The following is a 19,641-nucleotide window of genomic DNA, read 5'->3' as shown; positions in this document are numbered from 1 at the left end:
GGAAGCATTTCCTCCGGTTTGTCAGTTCGACACGGCGTAGGCGTCGGTAAAGCCCTCGGCCTTGACCTTTTTAAGAAGGGCGTCGAGTTCGGATTGGCTGGTGGCGGGGCCGATGACCACGCGCCAGAAGGGTTTGTTGTTGATCGCGCTTTGTTTGACGGTGGGCACCATGCCCGCGCCGCGCATCTGTTTGGCAGTGCGGGTGGCATTGGCCTCAACGCTGAAGATGCCCAGTTGCACGAAGGGTTTGGACAGTTTGGCACCGCTCGCCGTTCGCGCCGGTTTCGGGGCCGCGGCGACTGGCGGTTTGGCCGCCGGGGTGGTGCTGGCTGTGGCGGTGGACGTTGAATTGGCCGCCGTGCTGGCCGCCGTACTGGCCGACGCGGTCGCGGCGGGCTCCAATGCCGTGGCCGTCACGGGGGCAGGGGCGGCAAGCGTGCCAGCGGCATCGCCGGTGTTTTCCGCCTCAAAGCTCTCCTCAGAGGCGGCGCTTTCCTCGCGGCGCAGGGCGGTCACGTTCAGCGGGGCCGGGGCGCCCGCCAGAATGCCAAGTGCTGCGGCAGCGTCCGAGGAAATCTGCAATTTCGGGCCGGGCAGTTCCCGCTCACGGCGAAACAGCGCGCCGATCACGAATTTGCCGTTCGCCTCATTGCGCACGATCACGCGCTCAGGCTCGGTCACATCTGGATGCGCGACCCAGACCCCGCCAAGCGAAGGGCGTCCGTCCCACAGACCCTCATCCGTGGCCGAGAACACTTCAGGCGCTTCGACATCGCGCTCGACCAGTTTGGTTGAGGTGCTGCGCGGGGCGCTGGCACCCTCATTCGCGCCGAAGGGAAGTTTGAAATCGCCGCCTTCACAGCCAGCCAGCAAACCAAGCGCCAAAATGCCCACGCCCAAGCCCGCTGCGCGGCTTTTCTTGATGCGCAACGGTTGATTGTCCCTGCTCATGCCTTCGATGTCCTTGCCTGCTGTCGTCGCGCGCCGCGACCCATGTCCCGCGAGAATGTCGCGCCGTTGGATCGGCACGCCCTTCGCCCCCTGAAAGGGGCTTTGGCGCAGAGTAACCCGACCGAGCGGCCCTTGAAAAGACCGCGCAGGGCAGATCGGCGAATTTCCCCAAGGGGCAGCGGGCGTCTGGCCGCGAAAATGTGCATTTGCCGAATCAATCTGGGCGCACTAGGAGGAGCGTGCTGCGGAGGAGTGGCAGAGTGGTCGAATGCACCGGTCTTGAAAACCGGCGTGCGTGAGAGCGTACCGTGGGTTCGAATCCCACCTCCTCCGCCACCATACCCCAGATCGCAGCCCCTTACAGATAAAACCGCCGTGCCGCCCAGCGGGCCAGTGCTTCGACCGCGGTCCACAGCAGCAAAGACAGCGCCGCCAGCACGATCAACGCCGCGAACATCAGAGCGGTTTGGCCGCGGCCATTGGCCATCAGCATCAGATGCCCCAAGCCGCGGGAGGATCCGACCCATTCGCCGATCAGCACGGCAAGGGGGCCGTAGACCACCGCGAGACGCAGGCCCGAGATCAGGCCGGGCACCGCATGGGGCAGGCGCAGCAGCAGCGTTTCGCGCCAACGGTTGGCGCCGGAGAGACGCGATAGATCGCTCAGGCCCGCAGGCAGCGCCATCAGCCGGTCGAAGAGAGCAGAGGCGATGGGGAAATAGGTGACAAGCGCGATGGTGACGATCTTGGACGGCATGCCGTAACCAAGCCAGAGGGTGATGACCGGGGCGAGCGCGAAGACAGGCACGGCTTGTGCCACCACCAGCATCGGGCGCAGCAACCAGCGCGCGCGGCGCGAAAGGGTCAGCAGCAGCGCCGTCTCAATGCCCAAAAAATCCCCACGCCCAACCCAAGTGCCAGATTGCCCGCCGACCACAGCGCATTCTGCCACAGCAGCGCGGCATTCACGCCCAGCGCCTGCACGACAAGCCATGGCCCCGGCAGGATGAAACGCGGCACCCCGCTGAGGGTGACCACAAGCTGCCAAATCGCCAGAGCAAGCGCAAAGCATACCGCGCCGCGCCATAGTCTATGCCCCACATGCGCCATCAAGCGACCTGCGCGGGTGCGGCCAGCCCCATCCGGCGGAGGAGATCGGCTTGGGCTGCGAGGGTCTCAGGCGCGTCGATCTCGCGCGGTGGACGCGCTTCGGGCAGGCTGCAGGGGGTGATCCCTTGGCGGCTCACGACCCACGCATGATCGGCCAGCCGTAGGGCTTCGGCAGGGTCATGGGTAATCAGCACGACAGTCCGCCCGCAAAGCAGCCGCGCCGCCAAGTCTTGCATTTTAAGGCGGGTCACCACGTCGAGGGCAGAGAAGGGTTCATCCAGCAGGACAACGGGGCGATCTTCGTAGAGGGTACGCGCAAGGGCGACGCGCTGGCGCTGACCGGCGGAAAGCTCGGCGGGTTTGCGGCCCCCTTCGGCGGCGAGGCCCACTTCGGCCAAAAGCGCAGTGGCGCGGTCAGGAACCGCGCGCTCTCCACGCAGGCGGGCGGGGATGGTGACATTTTCCATGGCGCTCGCCCATGGCAGCAACTGATCATCCTGCGCCATCATCGCGACGCGGGGCGCGAGGGGCCGATCGTCATCGGCTGCGATGCGCCCGTTTAGACGGGCGGCAGAGGGCAGGCCCGCCAGAAGTCGCAACAGCGACGTTTTTCCAACACCGGACGGGCCGAGCAGCACGTTCCATTGCCCCGCCCTGAGGGTGACATCGAACCTGTCGATCAAGGGGGCAGCGGCCCCTGCAGCGCGCCTGACAGATGAATTGCAGGCGCTGTCATGGTGCGGCGGGCGCAAGCGCCATGCCCCAGAAACCAACCTCAAGCCGGGTCGCGGTATTGAAACGCTCTTGCAGGGTTTTGGCGCGCGGCAGTGTTTTCCATTCCGCGCTCAGACGCCGCCGCAATGCGCCGTCGATCAAAGCACCAACATCCCGGCAAAGCGCTTGGTAATCTTCGCCGCCATAGACGGCGCACCAATCGGCATAGGGGCCATCATTGCCCCGAAGGCTCAACCCAATCTCACCATAGCCCAACACACAGGGCGCAAGTGCGGCCATCAGATCAAGGAAATCACCGGAATAGCCCGCCTCTAAAACATAGCGTGTATAGGCGAGGTTGCCCGGTGCCTCTGCCGTGGCCTCAAGCGTGGCGCGGTCGATGCCTTGGCGGGCACAGGTTTCCACATGCAGTGGCATCTCTACATGAACAAGCGCATGAACCGTGGCACTGGCTGCGGCCATCTCATCCAGCGTTTCCGCCTTGGCTGCGGCCAGCGCCCATGCGCGGGCGAAATGGATCAGAAAGACATAGTCCTGCCCTAGATAGTGCAGATAGCTGGCCTGTGGCAGCGTCCCCGCGCGCAGCTCTTCGACAAAGGCATGGCGGGTGTAGTCCCGCCACGCCTCTCCGGCGCCGCTGCGCCATGCGGCAAAGGCATCGCCGTAGTCGGGTGCCGTCATGGCTTGGCCTGCGCGGTGACATCGACCACCAGATCAGCGGCGGGGATCACGGTCTCGACCACACCGCTTTCCTGCATGAAAGCCTCGAACCGGTCGTAGCGCCCATGATCCACGGCGGCGGGGCGGGTGGCGAAACGCGGCCATGTGTCTTCCCATGCGCGGGTGTTCAGCTCGTTGCGCAACTCGGCATCGGAGGCAAAAAGGTCTCACCGCTGGCAGCCGGATCGTTGACGATATCGGCCGCGGCACGTTCGGTGGCACGCAGGAAGCGCGCGATCATCTTGCGGTCCATATCCTCGGCATGGGCGACATAGATCAGCTCGTCATAGGCGGGCACGCCTTCGGCCTCGGGATAAAAGCAACGGCCCTCATGGCCTTCGATCTGCATCTGGTTCAGCTCGAAATTGCGGAACGCGCCGATTACGCCGTCGACCTGACCCGACATGAGCGCGGGCGAGATCGACCAGCCGATATTGATCTGCTCAACCTCAGAGGGGGCCACGCCATGGTGGCTCAGCATCGCGTCCAGCAGCATCTCTTGCACGCCTGCCACGGCGAAACCCACTTTCCGGCCCTTGAGGTCGGCCATCTCTTTGACCGGCCCGTCGGCGCGCACCACGAGGCAGGTCAGCGGGGTCTCGACCAAGGTGCCCACGCGGCGCAGGTCCAACCCCTCGCGCTGGGCGAGATGCAGTTCCGGCTGGTAGGAGACCGCCAGATCGACCCGGCCTGCCGCCACCATGCGCGGCGGATCGTTCGGGTCAGCGGGAGAGATCAGTTCAACCTCCAGCCCCGCTTCGGTGAAATAGCCCTTTTCCTCGGCCAGAATGATCGGCCCGTGGTCGGGGTTGATGAACCAATCCAGCATGACTGTCATCTTGTCTTGGGCCAAGGCCGGGGCGGCGATCAATGTCAGGGCGAGGGGAGTAAGGATGTGTTTCACGAAAGGCTCCATTTTGTGGTTTTGTTCAAGAAAGGGTCAGGCACCGGGCAGGGCCAGCAGGGCGATTTCTCCCGGCCAGCGGGCGCGGAGGGTGTTGGCCGCGTGATGCGCGCGCAGGCCGGTGCGGCAGGCGAGCACGATGCGCGGTGTGTGTGGGGGCAGCGGCAGGTCCGGCAGCGCCTCGGGGGGACATGGCGCGCTTGGGCTGAGAAGGGCGCGGGCGCTTCGGCGCGCAGGTCGATAACCATATCGCGCGGGGCGATCTGGCTCTCGGCGATGAAATTTACGGGCGACGCAGGTTCGGGAGCGCTGTCAAAGCGAAAGCCCGACATCCGCCATTGTGCGGCGTCCCAGATCATCAGCTGCCCGAGCGGAGAAGGCGACAGCCCCAGCAGCACCGACAGCGCCATCTGCGCTTGCGCCGCGCCGATTACTCCCACCACGGGGCCCAAAACGCCCGCCGTGGCACAGGTGGCCGCCGTCTGCGGCAAATCTGGGAAAACCGCGCGGAGAGAGGGGGCAGGCCCACAAAAGCCGCCAACATAGCCCGACATCCCAAGCGCCGAAGCCGAGATCAGCGGCTTGCCTTGCGCCAAAGACAGATCCGAAAGCGTCAGGCTGGCGGCGAAAGTGTCCGCGCAGTCGAGGGCAATATCGCACTCCGCCAGCAATCCGGGGGCGTTGGCGGGGGTAAGCCATTCGGCACGCGGGGTGAGCGTCACCTCCGGGTTCAGCGCCGCCATCGCCTCTGCCGCGGCGGTGACCTTGGGCCTGCCGATATCGCCCATTTGGTAGAGCGGTTGGCGGTGCAGGTTACTCTCGGCCACCACATCGCCATCGACCAGCGTGATGCGCCCCACACCGGCCCCGACGAGGTATTGCAGCACCGGCACCGCCAGTGCCCCGGCACCGACAACGAGCATACGCGCGGCAGCAAGCCGTTCCTGCCCCTCGGCACCGACCTGCGGCAGAATGGTCTGGCGGGCGTAGCGGCTCATGCCGTCACCTTGAGCCATTCGCGCATCCGCGCGTCGGGGTCGGCGTTCAGTGTGATATCCGTGACCGCCGCCACCGTGTCGGCCCCGGCGGCAAAGGCCCCCGGCGCACGGGCGACCGACATGCCGCCAATAGCGCAAAGCGGGATGTCACCGATCCGCGCCTTCCATTCGGTCAGCCGATCGAGGCCCTGTTCGGTCCATTTCATCTTTTTCAGAATGGTCGGATAGACCGGACCAAGGGCGATGTAATCGGGGGAGAGGGCCAGCGCGCGGTCAAGTTCGGCGTGGTCGTGGGTGGAGAGGCCCAGTTTCACTCCCGCGCGCCGGATCGCGGGGATGTCGGCTGTGTCCAGATCCTCTTGACCCAGATGCAGCCAGTCGGCCCCCAGTTCAATGGCCAGTTCCCAATGGTCATTCACCACCAACTGCGCGCCGTATTGGCGGCAAAGGTCAAGCGCGGTGGTGATCTCGGTCCGCAGCAGGTCATGCGGCGCGTCTTTGATGCGCAACTGCACCAGCTTGACGCCCAAGGGCACCGCCCGCGCAACCCATGCAGCACTGTCAAAAACGGGATAAAAACGCGGCAGGGTCATAGCCAAGCCTTTCCGATCACGGGGGTGGAGGGCATCGCCATATCGCGCTGGCCCATCGGGCCGGAGGCGGCGGCAAGCGCGCCCGCGCGGCAGGCCAGCGCAAAGGCCTCGGCCATGGCGGCGGGGTTGCGGGCTTCGGCGACGGCGGTGTTGAGGAGCACCGCGTCGAACCCCATCTCAAGCGCCTGTGCGGCATGGCTGGGCAGGCCAAGGCCCGCATCGATCACCATGGCCACCTCCGGAAATGCGGCCCGCAGGCTGCGCAGCCCGTGCAGGTTGTTCAGCCCCAGCCCTGACCCAATCGGCGCGCCCCAAGGCATCAGCACCCGGCAACCCGCATCGACCAGCCGCCCGGCCAGCACCTGATCCTCGGTGGTGTAGGGAAAAACCTCGAACCCATCGGCGCAAAGCGCCTCGGCGGCCTCAACCAAGCCGAAGGGGTCAGGCTGCAGGGTGTCGGCATGGCCGATAACTTCCAGCTTAATCCAATTGGTCCCGAAATACTCCCGCGCCATCTGTGCCGTGGTGATCGCCTCCCGCGCCGAATGGCAACCGGCAGTGTTGGGCAGCAGATGCACGCCGAGCCCGCGCACCATATCCCAAAACGCCTGACCCGCACCCTGTTCGCGGCGCAGGGAAACGGTTGCCACCGGGGCGGCACTTTGGCGAAAGGCGGCCTCCATCACCGCGGGCGAGGGATAGCGCGCGGTGCCCAGCATCAGCGGCAGGGGCAGCGAAATGCCGTAAAAGTCGCGCATCGCTTAGCCCCTGCATGGCGCTGAGCACTTCGAGCTGGTCGCCATCGCTCAGCGTCGTCGCGCCCCGCGCGCCTGCGGGGACGAAATTGCCGTTGAGTGCGGTGGCGACCTTGGCTTCGCCCCAGCCAAGCTCCACCAAGACCGCGTTAAGCCGCGTGGCAGTGACCTCACGCGCTTCGCCGTTCACTTCAATTTTCACGGAATAAATCCCCTGTTGTCGCTGTTGCAAGAAAGGCTGCGGCCTGTTCTGCCAAGGCCGGTGCCATGAGAAACCCGTGCCGAAACAATCCGTTAAGATGCAGCACTGCGCCGCGTTGCACGATGCCGGGAAGGTTGTCGGCAAAGGCGGGGCGCAGGTCGGCGCCCATCTCAATGATCTCGCCTTCGGCAAAGCGCGGGTCGAGCGCATAGGCCGCCGAGAGCAGTTCCAGCGCCGAGCGCGCGGTCATTTGGGCGCGACTGGCGCTTTCGATCTGGGTCGCGCCCAGCATATAAATTCCGTTCCCGCGCGGCACCACATAGAGCGGGTGGCGCGGGTGCAGCAGGCGGATCGGGCGGGTGAGGGTGATCTCAGGCGCGCGCAGCAAGATCATCTCGCCGCGCACCGCCCGCAGGCCGGGTAGGTCGGCGCTGGCGGCCATGCCACGGCAGTCGATCACCGGGCCTGCGACCTTGGATGGGGTGAGGGGCGTGGGCTCGACCTTCACCCCATGGGCGGCGAGCGTTTGGGTAAGATCATGCAGGGCTTGGCGCGGGTTCAGGTGCGCTTCCTCCTCAAAGAACAGCCCGCGCCGATGACGCCCGGTAAGCTCGTGCTCGACCGCCGCGATGGCCTCGGCGTCGCAAGGGGTGTGGCCGTCGGTCCGGTCGGCGAACCGCTGGATTTCAGCGCGGTCCCGTTCCGGGGCGAGGACCAGCGTGCCCCTATGGGTGACCTCGGTGATCTCAGACCAGAGCGCCGCGGCACGCCGCCCGTTGGTCACCACCGCAGGCTCGCTCAGCGCGCCTTCGCAGAAGGGGGCGAGCATCCCGCCCGCCCACCATGAACAGCCATGCGGCCCGGGCGTGCCTTTGCGGTCGACCAACCGGGGCCGCAGCCCCTGCGCCAGACAGGCCCGCGCGGCCCAAAGCCCCGCAACGCCTGCGCCGATGATGGTGACGTCACTCATGGGGCCAAACCGCGTGGAAATGATGCACCGGGCCGTGGCCATGCCCAATGTTCAGCGCATCCGCCGCGGCAATGGCGCGTTGCAGATAGGCATGCGCAGCCTGCACGGCCTGCGGCAACGTTTGCCCCCGCGCCAGCCCCGCGGCGATGGCGGCGGAAAGGGTGCAGCCGGTGCCGTGGGTGTTGGCGGTGTGCTGGCGGGGCGCGGAAAGGCGCAGGGTTTCAGCCGCGGTGATCAGCAGATCGACGCAGGTCTCCCCTTGCCATGCCCGCCCTTCATCAGCACCGCGCCGGGACCGGCAGAGAGCAGGGCGCGGCCCTGTTCCAGCATGGTGGCCTCATTGGTGGCTTCCGGCCTGTCCAGCAGCCGTGCGGCCTCGGGCAGGTTTGGCGTTAGTACATGGGCCAAGGGCAGCATCCGGTCGCGCAGTGTCGCCACCGCCTCGGCAGAGAGCAGCGCATCGCCGGATTTTGCCACCATCACCGGGTCGAGCACCACAGGCGCGGCGCAGCCCGCCAGCCCCTCGGCCACGGCAGTGATCGTTTCAGGATCGCCCAACATGCCGATTTTCACCGCACCGATCGCCAGATCGTCAAAGACCGCCGCCATCTGCGCCCGGATCATCGCGGGAGAGATCATCTCAACCCCGGTCACCGCGCGTGTGTTCTGCGCCGTCACGGCGGTGAGCACGCTGGCCCCATAGACGCCAAGCGCGCTGAAGGTCTTCAGATCGGCCTGAATCCCCGCCCCGCCGCCGCTGTCGGACCCCGCAATCGTCAGTGCTTGAAAAGCCATTTGGCCCCCATGTGTTAGATGGGCCAAGGGCGTGTGGATACGGGATAAACGACGGGCCGCGTGGGGCCGATGCTTGGTTCCGTTCCCTACGCCGGTACGACCCGGATCAGGTTCGATGGGTCGGTTTTCACCTCTCAGCCTTGCGGCACCCCAACGGATTGCGGGCAGGCTAGCGAGGCGGGCTGGCAGGGTCAACTGGTGATGGTTAATTTATGAGTTGTCGTTCTGTATCAACTATTTGCGAGTCACACTTCATCAAATACATGAAGATTCGTTAATGAAAATCCCGCGACTTCGGGATCACACGCGCGTCGCGCGGATGGCTATGCATCGCCACCTGACCGGGCAGCGGATGGGTCGGGTGATCACCCCGCGTGGTGATGCCGGGCATCGGTGCGTCCGACAGCGAAGCAAGCCTGTCAGAGCGGTCCTTAAGCCGGTCGGCCACCACATGGATCACCCGCCCGTCGGTCTGCACGCGCCCTTCGACCACCAGCAGCCGCGCGGCCATGATCGTGGGGCGGTAAAGCTTGAACATATTAGGCCAGATCACGAGGTTCGCCACGCCGCATTCATCCTCCAGCGTGATGAAACAGACCCCCTTGGCGCTGCCCGGCTTTTGCCGCACCAGCACCAGCCCGGCGAGCTTGACCCGTCGCCCATGCCCCATGCGTGCCAAATCGCGGGCCGAAGCAAACCCCTGCGCGGCGAGGCTGGAGCGGTAAAAGGACATCGGATGCGCCTTCAGCGACAGGCGCAGCGTTTGGTAGTCGGCCACGACCTGTTCGGCCTTCGGCATCACCGGCAAGGTGACCTCCGGCTCCGGCCCCTGAGCCGCGGCCTCCGCATGGTCAAAGATCGGCAAGGCGGGCGCGTCGCGCAGCCCTTGGGCCTGCCAGAGCGCCTGACGCCGGTCGATCCCCATGCTGCGCATCGTGTCGGCGGCGGCCAGTTGACGGATCGCCTTGGCATCGAGCCCGGCGCGAGACTTGAGGTCTTCGACATCCGCAAAGGCGCCTCGCGCCGGTCCATGATCCGCGCGGCGGCTTTTTCCTGCAACCCGTCCACCATGCGCAGCCCCAGCCGCAGGGCAAAACCGTCGCCGCAGGGCTCCAGCGTGCAGTTCCAGTCGGAGTAATTCACATCAACCGCGCGCACCTCGACCTGATGCTCGCGGGCGTCGCGCACGATCTGGGCGGGGGCGTAAAACCCCATCGGCTGCGAGTTCAGCAGCGCGCAGGCAAAGGCCGCCGGGTAGTGGCATTTCATCCATGAGGACACATAGACCAGCTTGGCAAAACTCGCCGCATGGCTCTCGGGGAAGCCATATTCGCCGAACCCCTTGATCTGGTCAAAACAGCGCTGCGCAAAGACCGGGTCATAGCCGCGGTTGGTCATCCGGCCCACCATCTTGTCTTGTAGCTTTTCAATCGTCCCGCGCGAGCGGAAGGTGGCCATGGCCTTGCGCAGCTCGTTCGCCTCGGTCGGGGAAAACTGTGCCGCGTCGATGGATATCTTCATCGCCTGTTCTTGAAAGATCGGCACGCCCAGCGTCCGGCTGAGGATGCTGAACAACTCGTCCTGCGGATAGGCCGGGCCGGGGGCGGGGTAGACGACGCTCTCCATCCCCTGGCGGCGGCGCAGGTAGGGGTGGACCATGTCGCCTTGGATCGGGCCGGGGCGGACGATGGCGACCTCGATCACCAGATCATAGAACACGCGGGGGCGCAGCTTCGGCAGCATCGCCATCTGCGCGCGGCTTTCGACCTGAAAGACGCCCAGACTGTCGCCCCGGCAGAGCATGTCGTAGGTGGGTCGCCCTGTGGCGTCGTCCTCGTGATCCTCCACCGGGACCGTGGCCAGTTCCAGCGGGCGGTCGTAATGCGCCTCGATCAGATCAAAGCATTTGGCGATGCAGGTGAGCATGCCAAGGGCGAGGATATCGACCTTGAAGATTTGCAGCGCGTCGATGTCGTCCTTGTCCCATTCGATGAAACTGCGCTCGGGCATGGCGCCGTTGCCGATGGGGACGATCTCGGTCAGGGGGCGTTCGGTCAGGATGAAACCGCCGACGTGCTGGCTCAGGTGGCGCGGCATGCCGATCATCTGGGAGGCCAGTTTCAGCACCATGCGCAGATAGGGATCTGACAGGTCCAACCCCGCCTCGCGGGCGCGGTCATCGTCCATCTGGCCCTCGAAACTGCCCCAGATCGTGCCCGCGAGTTTTGAGGTCACGTCTTCCGACAGCCCCATCGCCTTGCCGACCTCGCGAATGGCCGAGCGTGGGCGGTAGTGGATCACCGTGGCGCAGAGCCCGGCGCGGTGGCGGCCATATTTGCCGTACATGTATTGGATGACCTCTTCGCGCCGCTCATGCTCGAAATCGACGTCGATGTCGGGCGGCTCATCGCGTTCCTCGGAAAGGAACCGCTCGAACAGCAGGTTATGCACCGCCGGGTCGACCGAGGTGATGCCGAGGCAGAAACAGACCGCCGAATTGGCCGCCGAGCCGCGCCCTTGGCAGAGGATCGGCGGCTCAGCTTCCTCGCGGGCAAAGCGCACGATGTCGTAGATGGTCAGGAAATAGCGGGCGATCTTTTTCGACCCGATGAGCGCGAATTCCTTTTCGATGGTCTTTTCTACCCCTCGGGCACGCCTTGCGGGTAGCGCCGCGCCGCGCCCTCCCATGTGAGGCGGGCGAGTTCCTCCATCGGGCTGCGGCCTTCGGGGACGATCTCATGTGGGTATTCGTAGGCCAGATCGGTGAGGCGAAAGGTGATCCTGTCCGCCAGACGCCGCGTCTCGGCGATGGCATGGGGCCAGTCGGCGAAGAGGCGCAGCATCGCCTCGGGCGATTTCAGGTGCCGTTCGGCATTGGCGGCCAAGAGATAGCCCGCCTTGGGCACGATCACGCCCTCGCGGATCGCCACCATCACATCCTGCAAGGGCCGCCGGTGGCGCGCGTGGTAGAGCACATCGTTGGTGGCCAAAATCCTCAGCCCATGGGCGCGGGCCAGTGCGTCCAAGCGGTTGATCCGCGCCCGGTCATCGCCACGATAAAGGAAGCTTGCGCCCACATGCCGCATCCCCGGCAGTGCTTTCACCAGACGCGGCAGGCCAGCGGCAAAGACGTCAAGGTTCTCGGGCGGCATGACGATCAGATGCAGCCCTTCGGCGTGTTGGCTCAGCATCTCCAGCGTCAGATGGGTCTCACCCTTTTGCTGCCATTCGCCGTCTATAGATTGCATCTTGCCCGCCGACAGCAGCGTCGAAAGCCGCGCATAAGCGGCGCGGTCTTGCGGATAGGCCAGCAGTTCGGTCCCACAAAGCAGCGCCAGACGCGCGCCGATCAGGGGGCGGATATGGGCCTTTTCCGCCTCCACATGCAGCCGCACCACGCCCGCCAGCGTGTTGTGATCGGCGATGCCGAGGCTGTCATAGCCGTGGTGATAGGCCATCTCGATCAGGTCCACGGCGTCCGAGGCGGCGCGCAGGAAGGAAAAGCAACTGGCCAGTCCGAACTCGACATAGGCCGCCCGCGGCGGGTCGGCAAAACCGTCTTCGCCCAAGGTGCGGCGCTTATGTCCTTCCTGCTCGGGCATCAGGCAAAGAGCCCATGCAAAAACCAGCGCGGCTCGGCCCCGCGACCGTCATAGATCACCCCCTCGCGGTAGAGCCAGAAACGCTGGCCGCCCTGGACCTCGACTTTGTAGTAATCGCGCAGCCGGGTGCCGGGGCGGTCGCACCACCATTCCGGCGCGATGCGTTCCGGCCCGGTGTGGCGCATGGTTTTATAGGTGACGCGCCGCCAGTTGAACTGCGAGGGCGGGCCTTCGGGCACGGCATAGATCACGCGCACCTCTTCGGCGGGGGTCAGCAGACGCAGCGGACGGTCGCGCAGCAAGGCGGGTGCGGCTGTAGGCGTGCCGTGCAGGGCGTCGACACGTTGCTCCACCCGTTCGGGCTTATGGGTCTCGCGCCACTGCGGCCAGTTGACTTTGTCCGCGCCCAGCTTCGCGGCGAGCCGGTCGAGCAGCCCGGCCACATCCGCCGAAGGGTCGCGTTTGCCGTCGAGGTGGTCTTGCATCAGCGGCAGCGGTTCGCTGGTCAGCGCCTCCAACGTCAGCAGGTCAAAGCCGAAGCCGCTGTCGATGTTTTCCAGTTTGCCGTTGAACAGCCTGCGCAGATGCGCGGGGTCACGGCTGGCCCGCGCTGTCGCCACCCCAAGGGCGCGCCAATCGCCGTCGATGCGGTAGATGGTCAGGCGCAACCGCCGCGCGCCAAGCTCGGCGCGGGCCAGAAGGGTGCAGAGGTCATCGACCAGCGCGGGCAGATGCGGGGCGGGGTCGATCACCGGCTCAGGCAAGCGGCTGCGGGTCATGAAGTGGCGGTGATCGGGTGGGGCGTTCAGCGGGTCGGGCGCGGTGCCAAGCGCCTTGTCCAGCAGGATCAGCGGGTTGCGTGCAGGTTTGAGGCTGGCGAAGCGGCGCATCAGGGCGGCGCGGGGCAGATCGCTGAGCGCGCCAATGGTCTTGAGGCCCAGACGGTCCAAGAGCCGCGTGGTCTGGGCATCCAGCCGCAGGGCGGCGACGGGCAGGGGGCGAGGGCGGTGGCCACGTCCTCAGCCCCGCAGATCTGCGCGCCGGAGCCGAAGCGTGCCAGTGCCTGCGCGGCACCGGGAGTGGGGGCCATGGCGACCCGCGCGGTCAGCCCCTGTAGCGCAAAACGGCTGCGGATGTCGCGCAGCATGGCGACCTCTCCGCCGAACAGATGGGTGCAGCCGGTCACGTCCAGCAGCAGGCCATGGTCCTGATCCCGCGCCGTCCAAGGGCACCAGCGCCGCGCCCAATGCACCAGCCGTTGGATCAGCGCCTCATCGCCCTCCAGATCGGCGGGCTCCACATGCAGATCGGGGTGGATCGCTTGCACATCGACCACCCGCGCGCCCGCCTCGATTCCGCGCATCGTGGCGGCAGCGCTCAGCCCATGGACCACCGGCCCATGGGTTCCGTCGCGCGACAGGACGACCGGCACCTCATCCCCCGGAACGCTGCGGTATTGGGCGATCACCCGGCGCCACCGCTCCATCGTCAGCATAGGGAACCAGACGGAGACGATCCGCGGCGCGGGGGCTTTGGCTTTTGTCGGGGTCATGGGCAGCCACCCAACGCCCCGGCGCATGGCCACGCGCGCGAAACAGTTCCAAATCCCAGCGGGCTGCGCCGGGGGCCTGTGCATCGTATGGATGGGCCTGAGAGGGCAGCGAGGAAATGCGCCACCGCATCCGCGCCGCGCTCAAGCCGCCGGGATCGCCGCTGCGAATGAGATAGAGCGGCACATTTGAGGCCTCGGCCCGAAGCGAGAGCCGTTTGGTGGCGGTGAAATCCAGCACCTCCGGCCCGCCGTGCACCTCGCCGATCACGGCAGAAAGCCCCGCACAGGCGGCCCCTTCCTCCATCGTCCAAAGCACGTCGCGCGGGTGGTTGACGGTGACCAGCAGCACCGGTTGTTCCAGCCCGAAACCGCGCAAGCTGGGCGTATAGGGTGCCCCATTCTCGCGCCGCGACAGAAAGTCCTGCACCCAAAGCACCGGCCCCTTGCCACGCGGCAGCAGCGACAGCACGAAGGCACTGGCCGGGGCCGTGGCGAAGGCCCCCGGAAAGACATCCGTCAGCGGCGCATGTGCGGCCAGAACCCCCGGTTCGGGGGTGTCGACGGACGGCGCCGCGGCAGGGTAAGGACCTGCCCATATGTAGAATCGGTTGTCATGCACGACTCCATATGTTCACATTTTGTTCTGGTTATAAATCATCAATTGCGGTGCTGTCAAAGATCCTGTGGCCCTTGCCGGACGCGGGCAAAACCGCATCTAATGGGCCAAGATGACGGCAAGGGGGCCAACCGATGTGCAATCTCTATTCCCTGACCAAGGGGCAGGCCGCAATCCGCGGCTGGTTCGACGGCATCGACGACCAAACAGGCAACCTGCCGCCGATGCCCGGTATCTACCCCGACTATGCCGCCCCGGTGGTGCGCCACGGCGATGGCGGTCCGGTGCTGGAGATGATGCGGTGGGGGATGCCCTCTCCGGCCTTCGCGCTCAAAGGCAAGAAGACCGACCGCGGCGTGACCAACATCCGCAACATCGCCTCGCCGCATTGGCGGCGCTGGCTGGGGGCCGAGCATCGCTGCGTGGTGCCCTTCACCGCCTTTTCCGAACCGCTGAACCGCCCCGGAGAGCGCTCGCGCCCGGTCTGGTTCGCGCTTGGCGAGGACCGTCCGCTGGCCTTTTTTGCGGGCGTCTGGACCGAATGGACGAGCGTGCGCAAACTGAAGGACGGCGAGACCACTGATACCCTCTATGGCTTTCTGACCACCGAAGCCAATGCCGAGGTCGGGGCCGTGCACCCCAAGGCGATGCCGGTGATCCTGACCAACCCCGACGACGTGCAGCGCTGGCTTACGGTTGAAACGGCCGAGCTGCCCAGCCTGCAACGCCCCTTGCCGGACGGCACGCTCCAGGTCATCGAGCCCGAGGATTAAGCCGCCTCTGCCATCATCCGTGCCGCCATCGCCAGATCGGAGCGGAACTGCGCCGTGGCCTCTTCGCGCAGCGCCGGATCCGGCACGCGCAGCAGATAGGACGGGTGCAGGGTGATCAGCACCGGGATGCCTTCTGGCCCCGTCTCGATCGTGCCACGGCGTTTCAGGATGCCCGTGCCCTTGCCCGTCAGGCTTTGCGCCGCTGTGGCGCCCATGGCGAGGATCAGCTTGGGCTGCACCTGCGCCACCTCGGCGTTCATCCACCAGCGGCACTGGTCGATCTCGGGCGTCTCGGGGCGCTGGTGAATGCGGCGTTTGCCGCGGGCGGTGAACTTGAAGTGTTTGACGGCATTGGTGACGAAAGCCGCCTCGCGGTCGAGCCCGGCCTCTGCCGCCACGCGGTCGAACATCTGTCCCGCCGGCCCGACAAAAGGACGGCCCGCGAGATCCTCCTGATCGCCGGGTTGTTCACCGACCACCATCAGATCGGCGCGGTTTGGCCCTTCGCCCGGCACGGCTTGGGTGGCGTGGCAATGCAGCGGGCAGCGGGTGCAGGCGCGGATCGCGGTGGGCAGGTCCTCCATCGGGCCGTCCCAAGCGGATGAGAAGGCCGAAAGCTGCGCCTGCACGCGGTCCATGCGCACCGGCGGCAGGGTTGGTGCTGCCTCGGCCATGGCGCGGGCGCGGGCGGGGGCCTCGGCGATCATCTGGGGGATGAAGGCGGCCTCGGGCATGTTCTTCCAGTATTTCTTGGGCATCTCGGATTGCATCGCCTTCACCATCAGGCGGGCGGGGTTAAAGATGTTCTGGAAATAGGTGATCCAAAGCTGCTCGCCCGCGTCTTCGGGCAGGTCGGGTTTTTCGTGCCCTTCTTGGAACGTGAGTTTGCCGTTCTCGAAAATGGCCGAGACATCGGGCGTCAGGATGCGCCAGTCCATGTCGGAAAATCGCCGCACGAAGAAATCCGCCGTGGGCTCCACCGTGTGATGCGTCGGCTCGAACCAGGCGGCGAAACTGCGGCGCGGGGCATCGGGCGCGCCGATCTCGCGGAAGCGGACGAAGGCCTTCATCTTGTGCTGGCAACGGCGCACGTTCTTCTCCATCCCGCGCAGCACGGCGAGGTCGGCATCGCCCCGGTCCGACATCAAATGCGGCGCGTCTTTCACGCGCCAAAGAAAGGCATAGAGCCGCGCGAAGCGTTCGGGGTCGCTGTGCCAGACGGCGGTTTCGGCCATGGAGACAAAACTGCGCGGGACCGAGACCTGTCCGCCTTTTGGCGACACAGTCTCACCGCCGAACAGATCGGGCGCGGCAGCATGGTCGCCCCAGAGGATTTGCTCGGGCGAGACACCGGCCGCGAGAAAGCCGCGTGCCGCCTCGCGCCATGCTTTCGCAGCGCCGATCGGGGGCAGGGAGACGCGGTGCATCAGAACAGGGTCAACTGTTCGGGCGGCGGCGCGAAACGTGCGCGCAGGTCGGCGCTGTCGGTCAGCCCACCGGGCGACCAGCCGCCTGCCGTTACAAAGGCGCGGGCCTTTTTCATCGAGGCGCCCATGCGGGTCAGGTCTTCGTAGCGCAGGGACCGATGGCGTCGGGCGGCGAGGATGCGGGTCACCGTTTTCACGCCAAACCCCGGCACCCGCAGCAGCATCTCGCGGCTGGCGCGGTTCACATCGAGGGGAAAATGTTCGCGGTGCACCAGCGCCCAAGCGAGCTTGGGGTCGACCTCCAGATCGAGATTGCCGTCGCGGGTGACGGAGGTGATCTCGTCCAACTGGAAATCATAGAAGCGCAGCAGCCAGTCGGCCTGATAAAGCCGATGCTCGCGTTGCAGGGGCGGGCGGATCAGCGGCAGCTTGGCGGAACTGTCGGGGATTGGCGAGAAGGCGGAATAGTAAACGCGCTTCAGCTTGTAGCTGGAGTAAAGCCGCGTCGATTGCCCCAGCACCGTGGCGTCGTTCGACCCATCCGCGCCGATGATCATCTGGGTGGATTGACCGGCGGGCGCAAAACGCGGCGGGCGCTTGCCGGAGAAGGATTTCTCTTTGCTGGCGTCCTTGACCATCCGCACATTGGCCATGGCGCGGCGGATCTGCTCGGGCTTTTTCTCCGGCGCATATTGCTGCACCGCGGTGTCGGTGGGCAGTTCGACATTGATCGACAGACGATCCGCCAGACGGCCCGCTTCCTCGATCAACTCAGGGGAGGCATCGGGGATCGTCTTGAGGTGGATATAGCCGCGAAAGTTCTCTTCGTGCCGCAGTTTGCGGGCGATCTGCACCATGTCCGACATCGTCGCATCGGGGGAGCGGATCACGCCCGAGGACAAAAACAACCCTTCGATGTAATTGCGGCGGTAGAATTCGATGGTGAGCTTCACCACTTCATCCACGCTGAACCGCGCCCGGTCGACGTTCGAGGACACGCGGTTGATGCAATAGCTGCAATCGTAGATGCAGAAATTCGTCATCAGGATCTTGAGCAGGCTGATGCACCGCCCGTCGGGGGCGTATGCGTGGCAGATGCCGCTGCCTTCGTTTGAGCCCAGCCCCTTGCCATCGCGCGAGTCGCGTTTGGTCGAGCCGGAGGAGGCGCAGGAGGCGTCGTATTTCGCCGCGTCGCTGAGAATCGCCAGTTTTTGATCGAGTGTCTGTTTTGCCATGCGTTCTATATATGTTCTCATGTGTGGGGTGTCATTAAACTATCTTAATGCCGCGACAATCTGCGCAGGGCACCGCCTGTGCGATGGCGCGGGAGCAGGGGGCGAGAGTTTAAATTGACGTGGCGAAATCTTGCCGCTACGAATTACATGCAGATACATATTATGCATATGCATGCGAGAGCACCGGGGCAGAGATCGCGGGCTTTTGATAACAACTGGGAGACGACCATGAAAACAACAACCACGCTCAGCGCGGCGCTCTTTGCCGTCAGCACCCTTGCCACCACCAGCACCGCCAGCGCCGACGAAGTGACGCTGCGCGCCGTGTCGGCCTTTACCCTTGGCACCGCCTTTAGCCGCGAGTTTGAATCCTTTGTCGAATGGATCAACGAGAACGGCAAGGGGGTCGTGCAGATCAATATGGTCGGCGGGCCGGAAGCCGTGCCGCCCTTTGAATTGGGCAACGCGGTGCAATCTGGCGTTGTCGACATCGCCAATAACACCACGGCCTATTACCCCAACCTGCTGCCCACGGGCGACGCGCTGCATCTGGCGGAAAACACCATTCAAGAACAGCGCGAGAATGGCTGCTATGAACTGGTCGACCGCATTCACCAAGAGCAGATGAACGTCAAATACCTCGGCCACGGCGGCGACGGGATCGGCTACCACCTCTATCTGACCAAACCGGTCGAGGGGCCGGACCTGAGCGGTCTGACCATCCGCACCACACCGGTTTATCAGGCGATGTTCACGCAACTGGGCGCCAATCTGGTGCGCACCGCGCCGGGCGAAGTCTATAGCGCGCTGGAGCGCGGCGCGATCGACGGCTACGGCTGGCCGAGCCAAGGGGTGCTGGATCTCGGTTGGGACGAGCAGACCAAATACCGGGTCGATCCGAGCTTTTACAACGTCGACGTGAACCTGCTGGTGAACCTCGACACGTGGAATGGCCTGACCGACGAACAACGCGCCAAACTCGAAGAGGGCGCGGCTTGGATGGAAGAGCTTAACAACGACAACGCCGACCGCAACGCGACGGAATACGCCGCACAGGCGGATGCGGGGATCGAGACGATCACCTTCAGCGAGGCCGATGCCGAAGCGTGGACCAATGCCGCGCGCGATGCCGGTTGGGCGGCGGTCGAAGAGGTCGATGCCGATCTTGCGCAGCAGATGCGCGCCTGCATGACCAAGTGATCGCCCCATGATCTCAACATTGTTTGACCGGACACTCTCCGGGGCTGGCCGTTTTCTCGGCCGGTATCCTCGGGGTGATCGCGGTGTTTATCGCGATCAACGTGGTGCTGCGCAATCTGGGGCTGCCGGTGGTCTATGGGGCACTGGATGCAATCCAATATGCGTTGATGATTGCCACCTTCCTTGGCGCGCCTTGGGTGCTGTCGATTGGTGGGCATGTGAAGGTTGATCTGATCACCAGCAACCTGTCGCAACGCACTGCCTATGCTTTGACCCGCCTGACCAGCGCCATTGGCGCGGTGACGGCAGGGGTGCTGGGCTGGTACGGGTTGCAAGCGGTGCTGGCCTCTGCCGCACGCGGGTCGATGATCCGCACGTCTTTCGTGATCCCAGAGTGGTGGATGCTGGCCTTTGTGCCGCTATCGCTGGCGCTTTGCACGATCATCTTTATTCGCCGTCTGCTCTATCCGGAAACGGCCGAGCGTAGCTTGAGTGGTCTTTGA

15 protein-coding genes, 1 tRNA gene, 5 pseudogenes and 1 riboswitch are annotated in these 19,641 nt (G+C 65.3%); of the genes and pseudogenes, 4 read left to right on the top strand and 17 right to left on the bottom strand.

Annotated elements, in window-relative coordinates; all coding sequences use genetic code 11:
- Positions 1–21: 21 nt before the first annotated feature.
- Entirely contained in the window at positions 22–1,029 is a 1,008-nt protein-coding gene (locus ACFQAU_RS00600; protein ID WP_132443657.1) for an SPOR domain-containing protein, read from the bottom strand.
- A gap of 168 nt (positions 1,030–1,197) precedes the next feature.
- On the opposite strand from ACFQAU_RS00600, the gene ACFQAU_RS00595 reads away from it, so the two are divergent.
- A tRNA-Ser gene (locus ACFQAU_RS00595) sits at positions 1,198–1,287 on the top strand.
- Between the two features lie 22 nt (positions 1,288–1,309).
- On the opposite strand, the pseudogene ACFQAU_RS00590 reads toward ACFQAU_RS00595, so the two are convergent.
- The 14 genes and pseudogenes from ACFQAU_RS00590 to ACFQAU_RS00525 form a co-directional block, all read right to left on the bottom strand.
- A pseudogene (locus tag ACFQAU_RS00590) lies at positions 1,310–2,061 on the bottom strand (ABC transporter permease).
- Positions 2,061–2,744 (bottom strand): ABC transporter ATP-binding protein, encoded by a 684-nt coding sequence (locus ACFQAU_RS00585; RefSeq protein WP_386279804.1) that lies wholly within the window; start codon positions 2,742–2,744, stop codon positions 2,061–2,063. The pseudogene ACFQAU_RS00590 and the gene ACFQAU_RS00585 overlap by 1 nt, the downstream one beginning before the upstream one ends.
- Positions 2,745–2,793: 49 nt before the next feature.
- Positions 2,794–3,477: a TenA family protein gene (locus ACFQAU_RS00580; protein ID WP_132443654.1), complete on the bottom strand. Its 684-nt coding sequence runs from the start codon at positions 3,475–3,477 to the stop codon at positions 2,794–2,796.
- Positions 3,474–4,420, bottom strand: a pseudogene (locus ACFQAU_RS00575) (ABC transporter substrate-binding protein). The gene ACFQAU_RS00580 and the pseudogene ACFQAU_RS00575 overlap by 4 nt, the downstream one beginning before the upstream one ends.
- A complete protein-coding gene (locus ACFQAU_RS00570; RefSeq protein WP_386279799.1) occupies positions 4,417–5,418 on the bottom strand; it encodes a HesA/MoeB/ThiF family protein in 1,002 nt (333 codons plus the stop codon). Before ACFQAU_RS00570 ends, ACFQAU_RS00575 begins: the two are co-directional and overlap by 4 nt.
- A complete protein-coding gene (locus ACFQAU_RS00565) occupies positions 5,415–6,011 on the bottom strand; it encodes a thiamine phosphate synthase (protein ID WP_132443651.1) in 597 nt (198 codons plus the stop codon). Before ACFQAU_RS00565 ends, ACFQAU_RS00570 begins: the two co-directional genes overlap by 4 nt.
- Entirely contained in the window at positions 6,008–6,769 is a 762-nt protein-coding gene (locus ACFQAU_RS00560; protein ID WP_132443650.1) for a thiazole synthase, read from the bottom strand. The genes ACFQAU_RS00565 and ACFQAU_RS00560 overlap by 4 nt, the downstream gene beginning before the upstream one ends.
- A gap of 67 nt (positions 6,770–6,836) precedes the next feature.
- A pseudogene (locus ACFQAU_RS00555) lies at positions 6,837–6,905 on the bottom strand (sulfur carrier protein ThiS); the annotation flags it as partial.
- Positions 6,906–6,957: 52 nt separating this feature from the next.
- Positions 6,958–7,938 carry an FAD-dependent oxidoreductase gene (locus tag ACFQAU_RS00550; protein ID WP_132443648.1) on the bottom strand — a complete coding sequence of 327 codons (981 nt, stop codon included), beginning with the start codon at positions 7,936–7,938 and terminating at the stop codon, positions 6,958–6,960.
- Positions 7,931–8,733 (bottom strand): annotated as a pseudogene (thiD, locus tag ACFQAU_RS00545) (bifunctional hydroxymethylpyrimidine kinase/phosphomethylpyrimidine kinase). The gene ACFQAU_RS00550 and the pseudogene thiD overlap by 8 nt, the downstream one beginning before the upstream one ends.
- Before the next feature lie 66 nt (positions 8,734–8,799).
- Positions 8,800–8,896, bottom strand: a riboswitch (TPP riboswitch).
- A gap of 111 nt (positions 8,897–9,007) precedes the next feature.
- Positions 9,008–12,335 (bottom strand): annotated as a pseudogene (locus tag ACFQAU_RS00540) (error-prone DNA polymerase).
- A complete protein-coding gene (locus ACFQAU_RS00535) occupies positions 12,335–13,285 on the bottom strand; it encodes a DNA polymerase Y subunit UmuC family protein (RefSeq protein WP_386279792.1) in 951 nt (316 codons plus the stop codon). Before ACFQAU_RS00535 ends, ACFQAU_RS00540 begins: the two are co-directional and overlap by 1 nt.
- Positions 13,225–13,803, bottom strand: coding sequence for a Y-family DNA polymerase (locus tag ACFQAU_RS00530; protein WP_386279789.1), 579 nt, complete (start codon positions 13,801–13,803; stop codon positions 13,225–13,227). Before ACFQAU_RS00530 ends, ACFQAU_RS00535 begins: the two co-directional genes overlap by 61 nt.
- Positions 13,769–14,506, bottom strand: coding sequence for an ImuA family protein (locus ACFQAU_RS00525; protein WP_386279786.1), 738 nt, complete (start codon positions 14,504–14,506; stop codon positions 13,769–13,771). Before ACFQAU_RS00525 ends, ACFQAU_RS00530 begins: the two co-directional genes overlap by 35 nt.
- A 131-nt stretch (positions 14,507–14,637) precedes the next feature.
- Here ACFQAU_RS00525 and ACFQAU_RS00520 point away from each other — a divergent pair, with 131 nt between their 5' ends.
- On the top strand, positions 14,638–15,276 hold the full coding sequence (locus ACFQAU_RS00520; RefSeq protein WP_132443644.1) for an SOS response-associated peptidase: 639 nt from the start codon (positions 14,638–14,640) through the stop codon (positions 15,274–15,276).
- On the opposite strand, the gene ACFQAU_RS00515 is transcribed toward ACFQAU_RS00520, so the two are convergent.
- Together ACFQAU_RS00515 and ACFQAU_RS00510 are read right to left on the bottom strand one after the other, a co-directional pair.
- Positions 15,273–16,703: a UdgX family uracil-DNA binding protein gene (locus tag ACFQAU_RS00515; protein WP_132443643.1), complete on the bottom strand. Its 1,431-nt coding sequence runs from the start codon at positions 16,701–16,703 to the stop codon at positions 15,273–15,275. The two genes, ACFQAU_RS00520 and ACFQAU_RS00515, sit on opposite strands and share 4 nt — an antisense overlap.
- A complete protein-coding gene (locus tag ACFQAU_RS00510; RefSeq protein WP_132443741.1) occupies positions 16,703–17,938 on the bottom strand; it encodes a putative DNA modification/repair radical SAM protein in 1,236 nt (411 codons plus the stop codon). The genes ACFQAU_RS00515 and ACFQAU_RS00510 overlap by 1 nt, the downstream gene beginning before the upstream one ends.
- Before the next feature lie 228 nt (positions 17,939–18,166).
- On the opposite strand from ACFQAU_RS00510, the gene dctP reads away from it, so the two are divergent.
- Both dctP and ACFQAU_RS00500 read left to right on the top strand, forming a co-directional pair.
- Positions 18,167–19,138: a TRAP transporter substrate-binding protein DctP gene (gene dctP / locus ACFQAU_RS00505; protein WP_120350809.1), complete on the top strand. Its 972-nt coding sequence runs from the start codon at positions 18,167–18,169 to the stop codon at positions 19,136–19,138.
- Positions 19,139–19,161: 23 nt separating this feature from the next.
- The gene (locus ACFQAU_RS00500; RefSeq protein ID WP_386279779.1) at positions 19,162–19,641 is read left to right on the top strand and encodes a TRAP transporter small permease; all 480 of its coding nucleotides are present in this window, start codon (positions 19,162–19,164) and stop codon (positions 19,639–19,641) included.

It is taken from the genome of Sulfitobacter profundi, assembly GCF_042661425.1.
In the GTDB taxonomy this organism is placed as follows: domain Bacteria; phylum Pseudomonadota; class Alphaproteobacteria; order Rhodobacterales; family Rhodobacteraceae; genus Sulfitobacter; species Sulfitobacter profundi.
This window is presented reverse-complemented; position numbering and strand designations above follow the sequence as displayed.

Bases quoted from the DNA above. Each gene is read 5' to 3' on its own strand.
- ACFQAU_RS00580 (WP_132443654.1), bottom strand. From the start codon at position 3,477: ATGACGGCACCCGACTACGGCGATGCCTTTGCCGCATGGCGCAGCGGC.
- ACFQAU_RS00570 (WP_386279799.1), bottom strand. From the start codon at position 5,418: ATGAGCCGCTACGCCCGCCAGACCATTCTGCCGCAGGTCGGTGCCGAG.
- ACFQAU_RS00565 (WP_132443651.1), bottom strand. From the start codon at position 6,011: ATGACCCTGCCGCGTTTTTATCCCGTTTTTGACAGTGCTGCATGGGTT.
- ACFQAU_RS00560 (WP_132443650.1), bottom strand. From the start codon at position 6,769: ATGCGCGACTTTTACGGCATTTCGCTGCCCCTGCCGCTGATGCTGGGC.
- ACFQAU_RS00550 (WP_132443648.1), bottom strand. From the start codon at position 7,938: ATGAGTGACGTCACCATCATCGGCGCAGGCGTTGCGGGGCTTTGGGCC.
- ACFQAU_RS00520 (WP_132443644.1), top strand. From the start codon at position 14,638: ATGTGCAATCTCTATTCCCTGACCAAGGGGCAGGCCGCAATCCGCGGC.
- ACFQAU_RS00515 (WP_132443643.1), bottom strand. From the start codon at position 16,703: ATGCACCGCGTCTCCCTGCCCCCGATCGGCGCTGCGAAAGCATGGCGC.
- ACFQAU_RS00510 (WP_132443741.1), bottom strand. From the start codon at position 17,938: ATGGCAAAACAGACACTCGATCAAAAACTGGCGATTCTCAGCGACGCG.
- dctP (WP_120350809.1), top strand. From the start codon at position 18,167: ATGAAAACAACAACCACGCTCAGCGCGGCGCTCTTTGCCGTCAGCACC.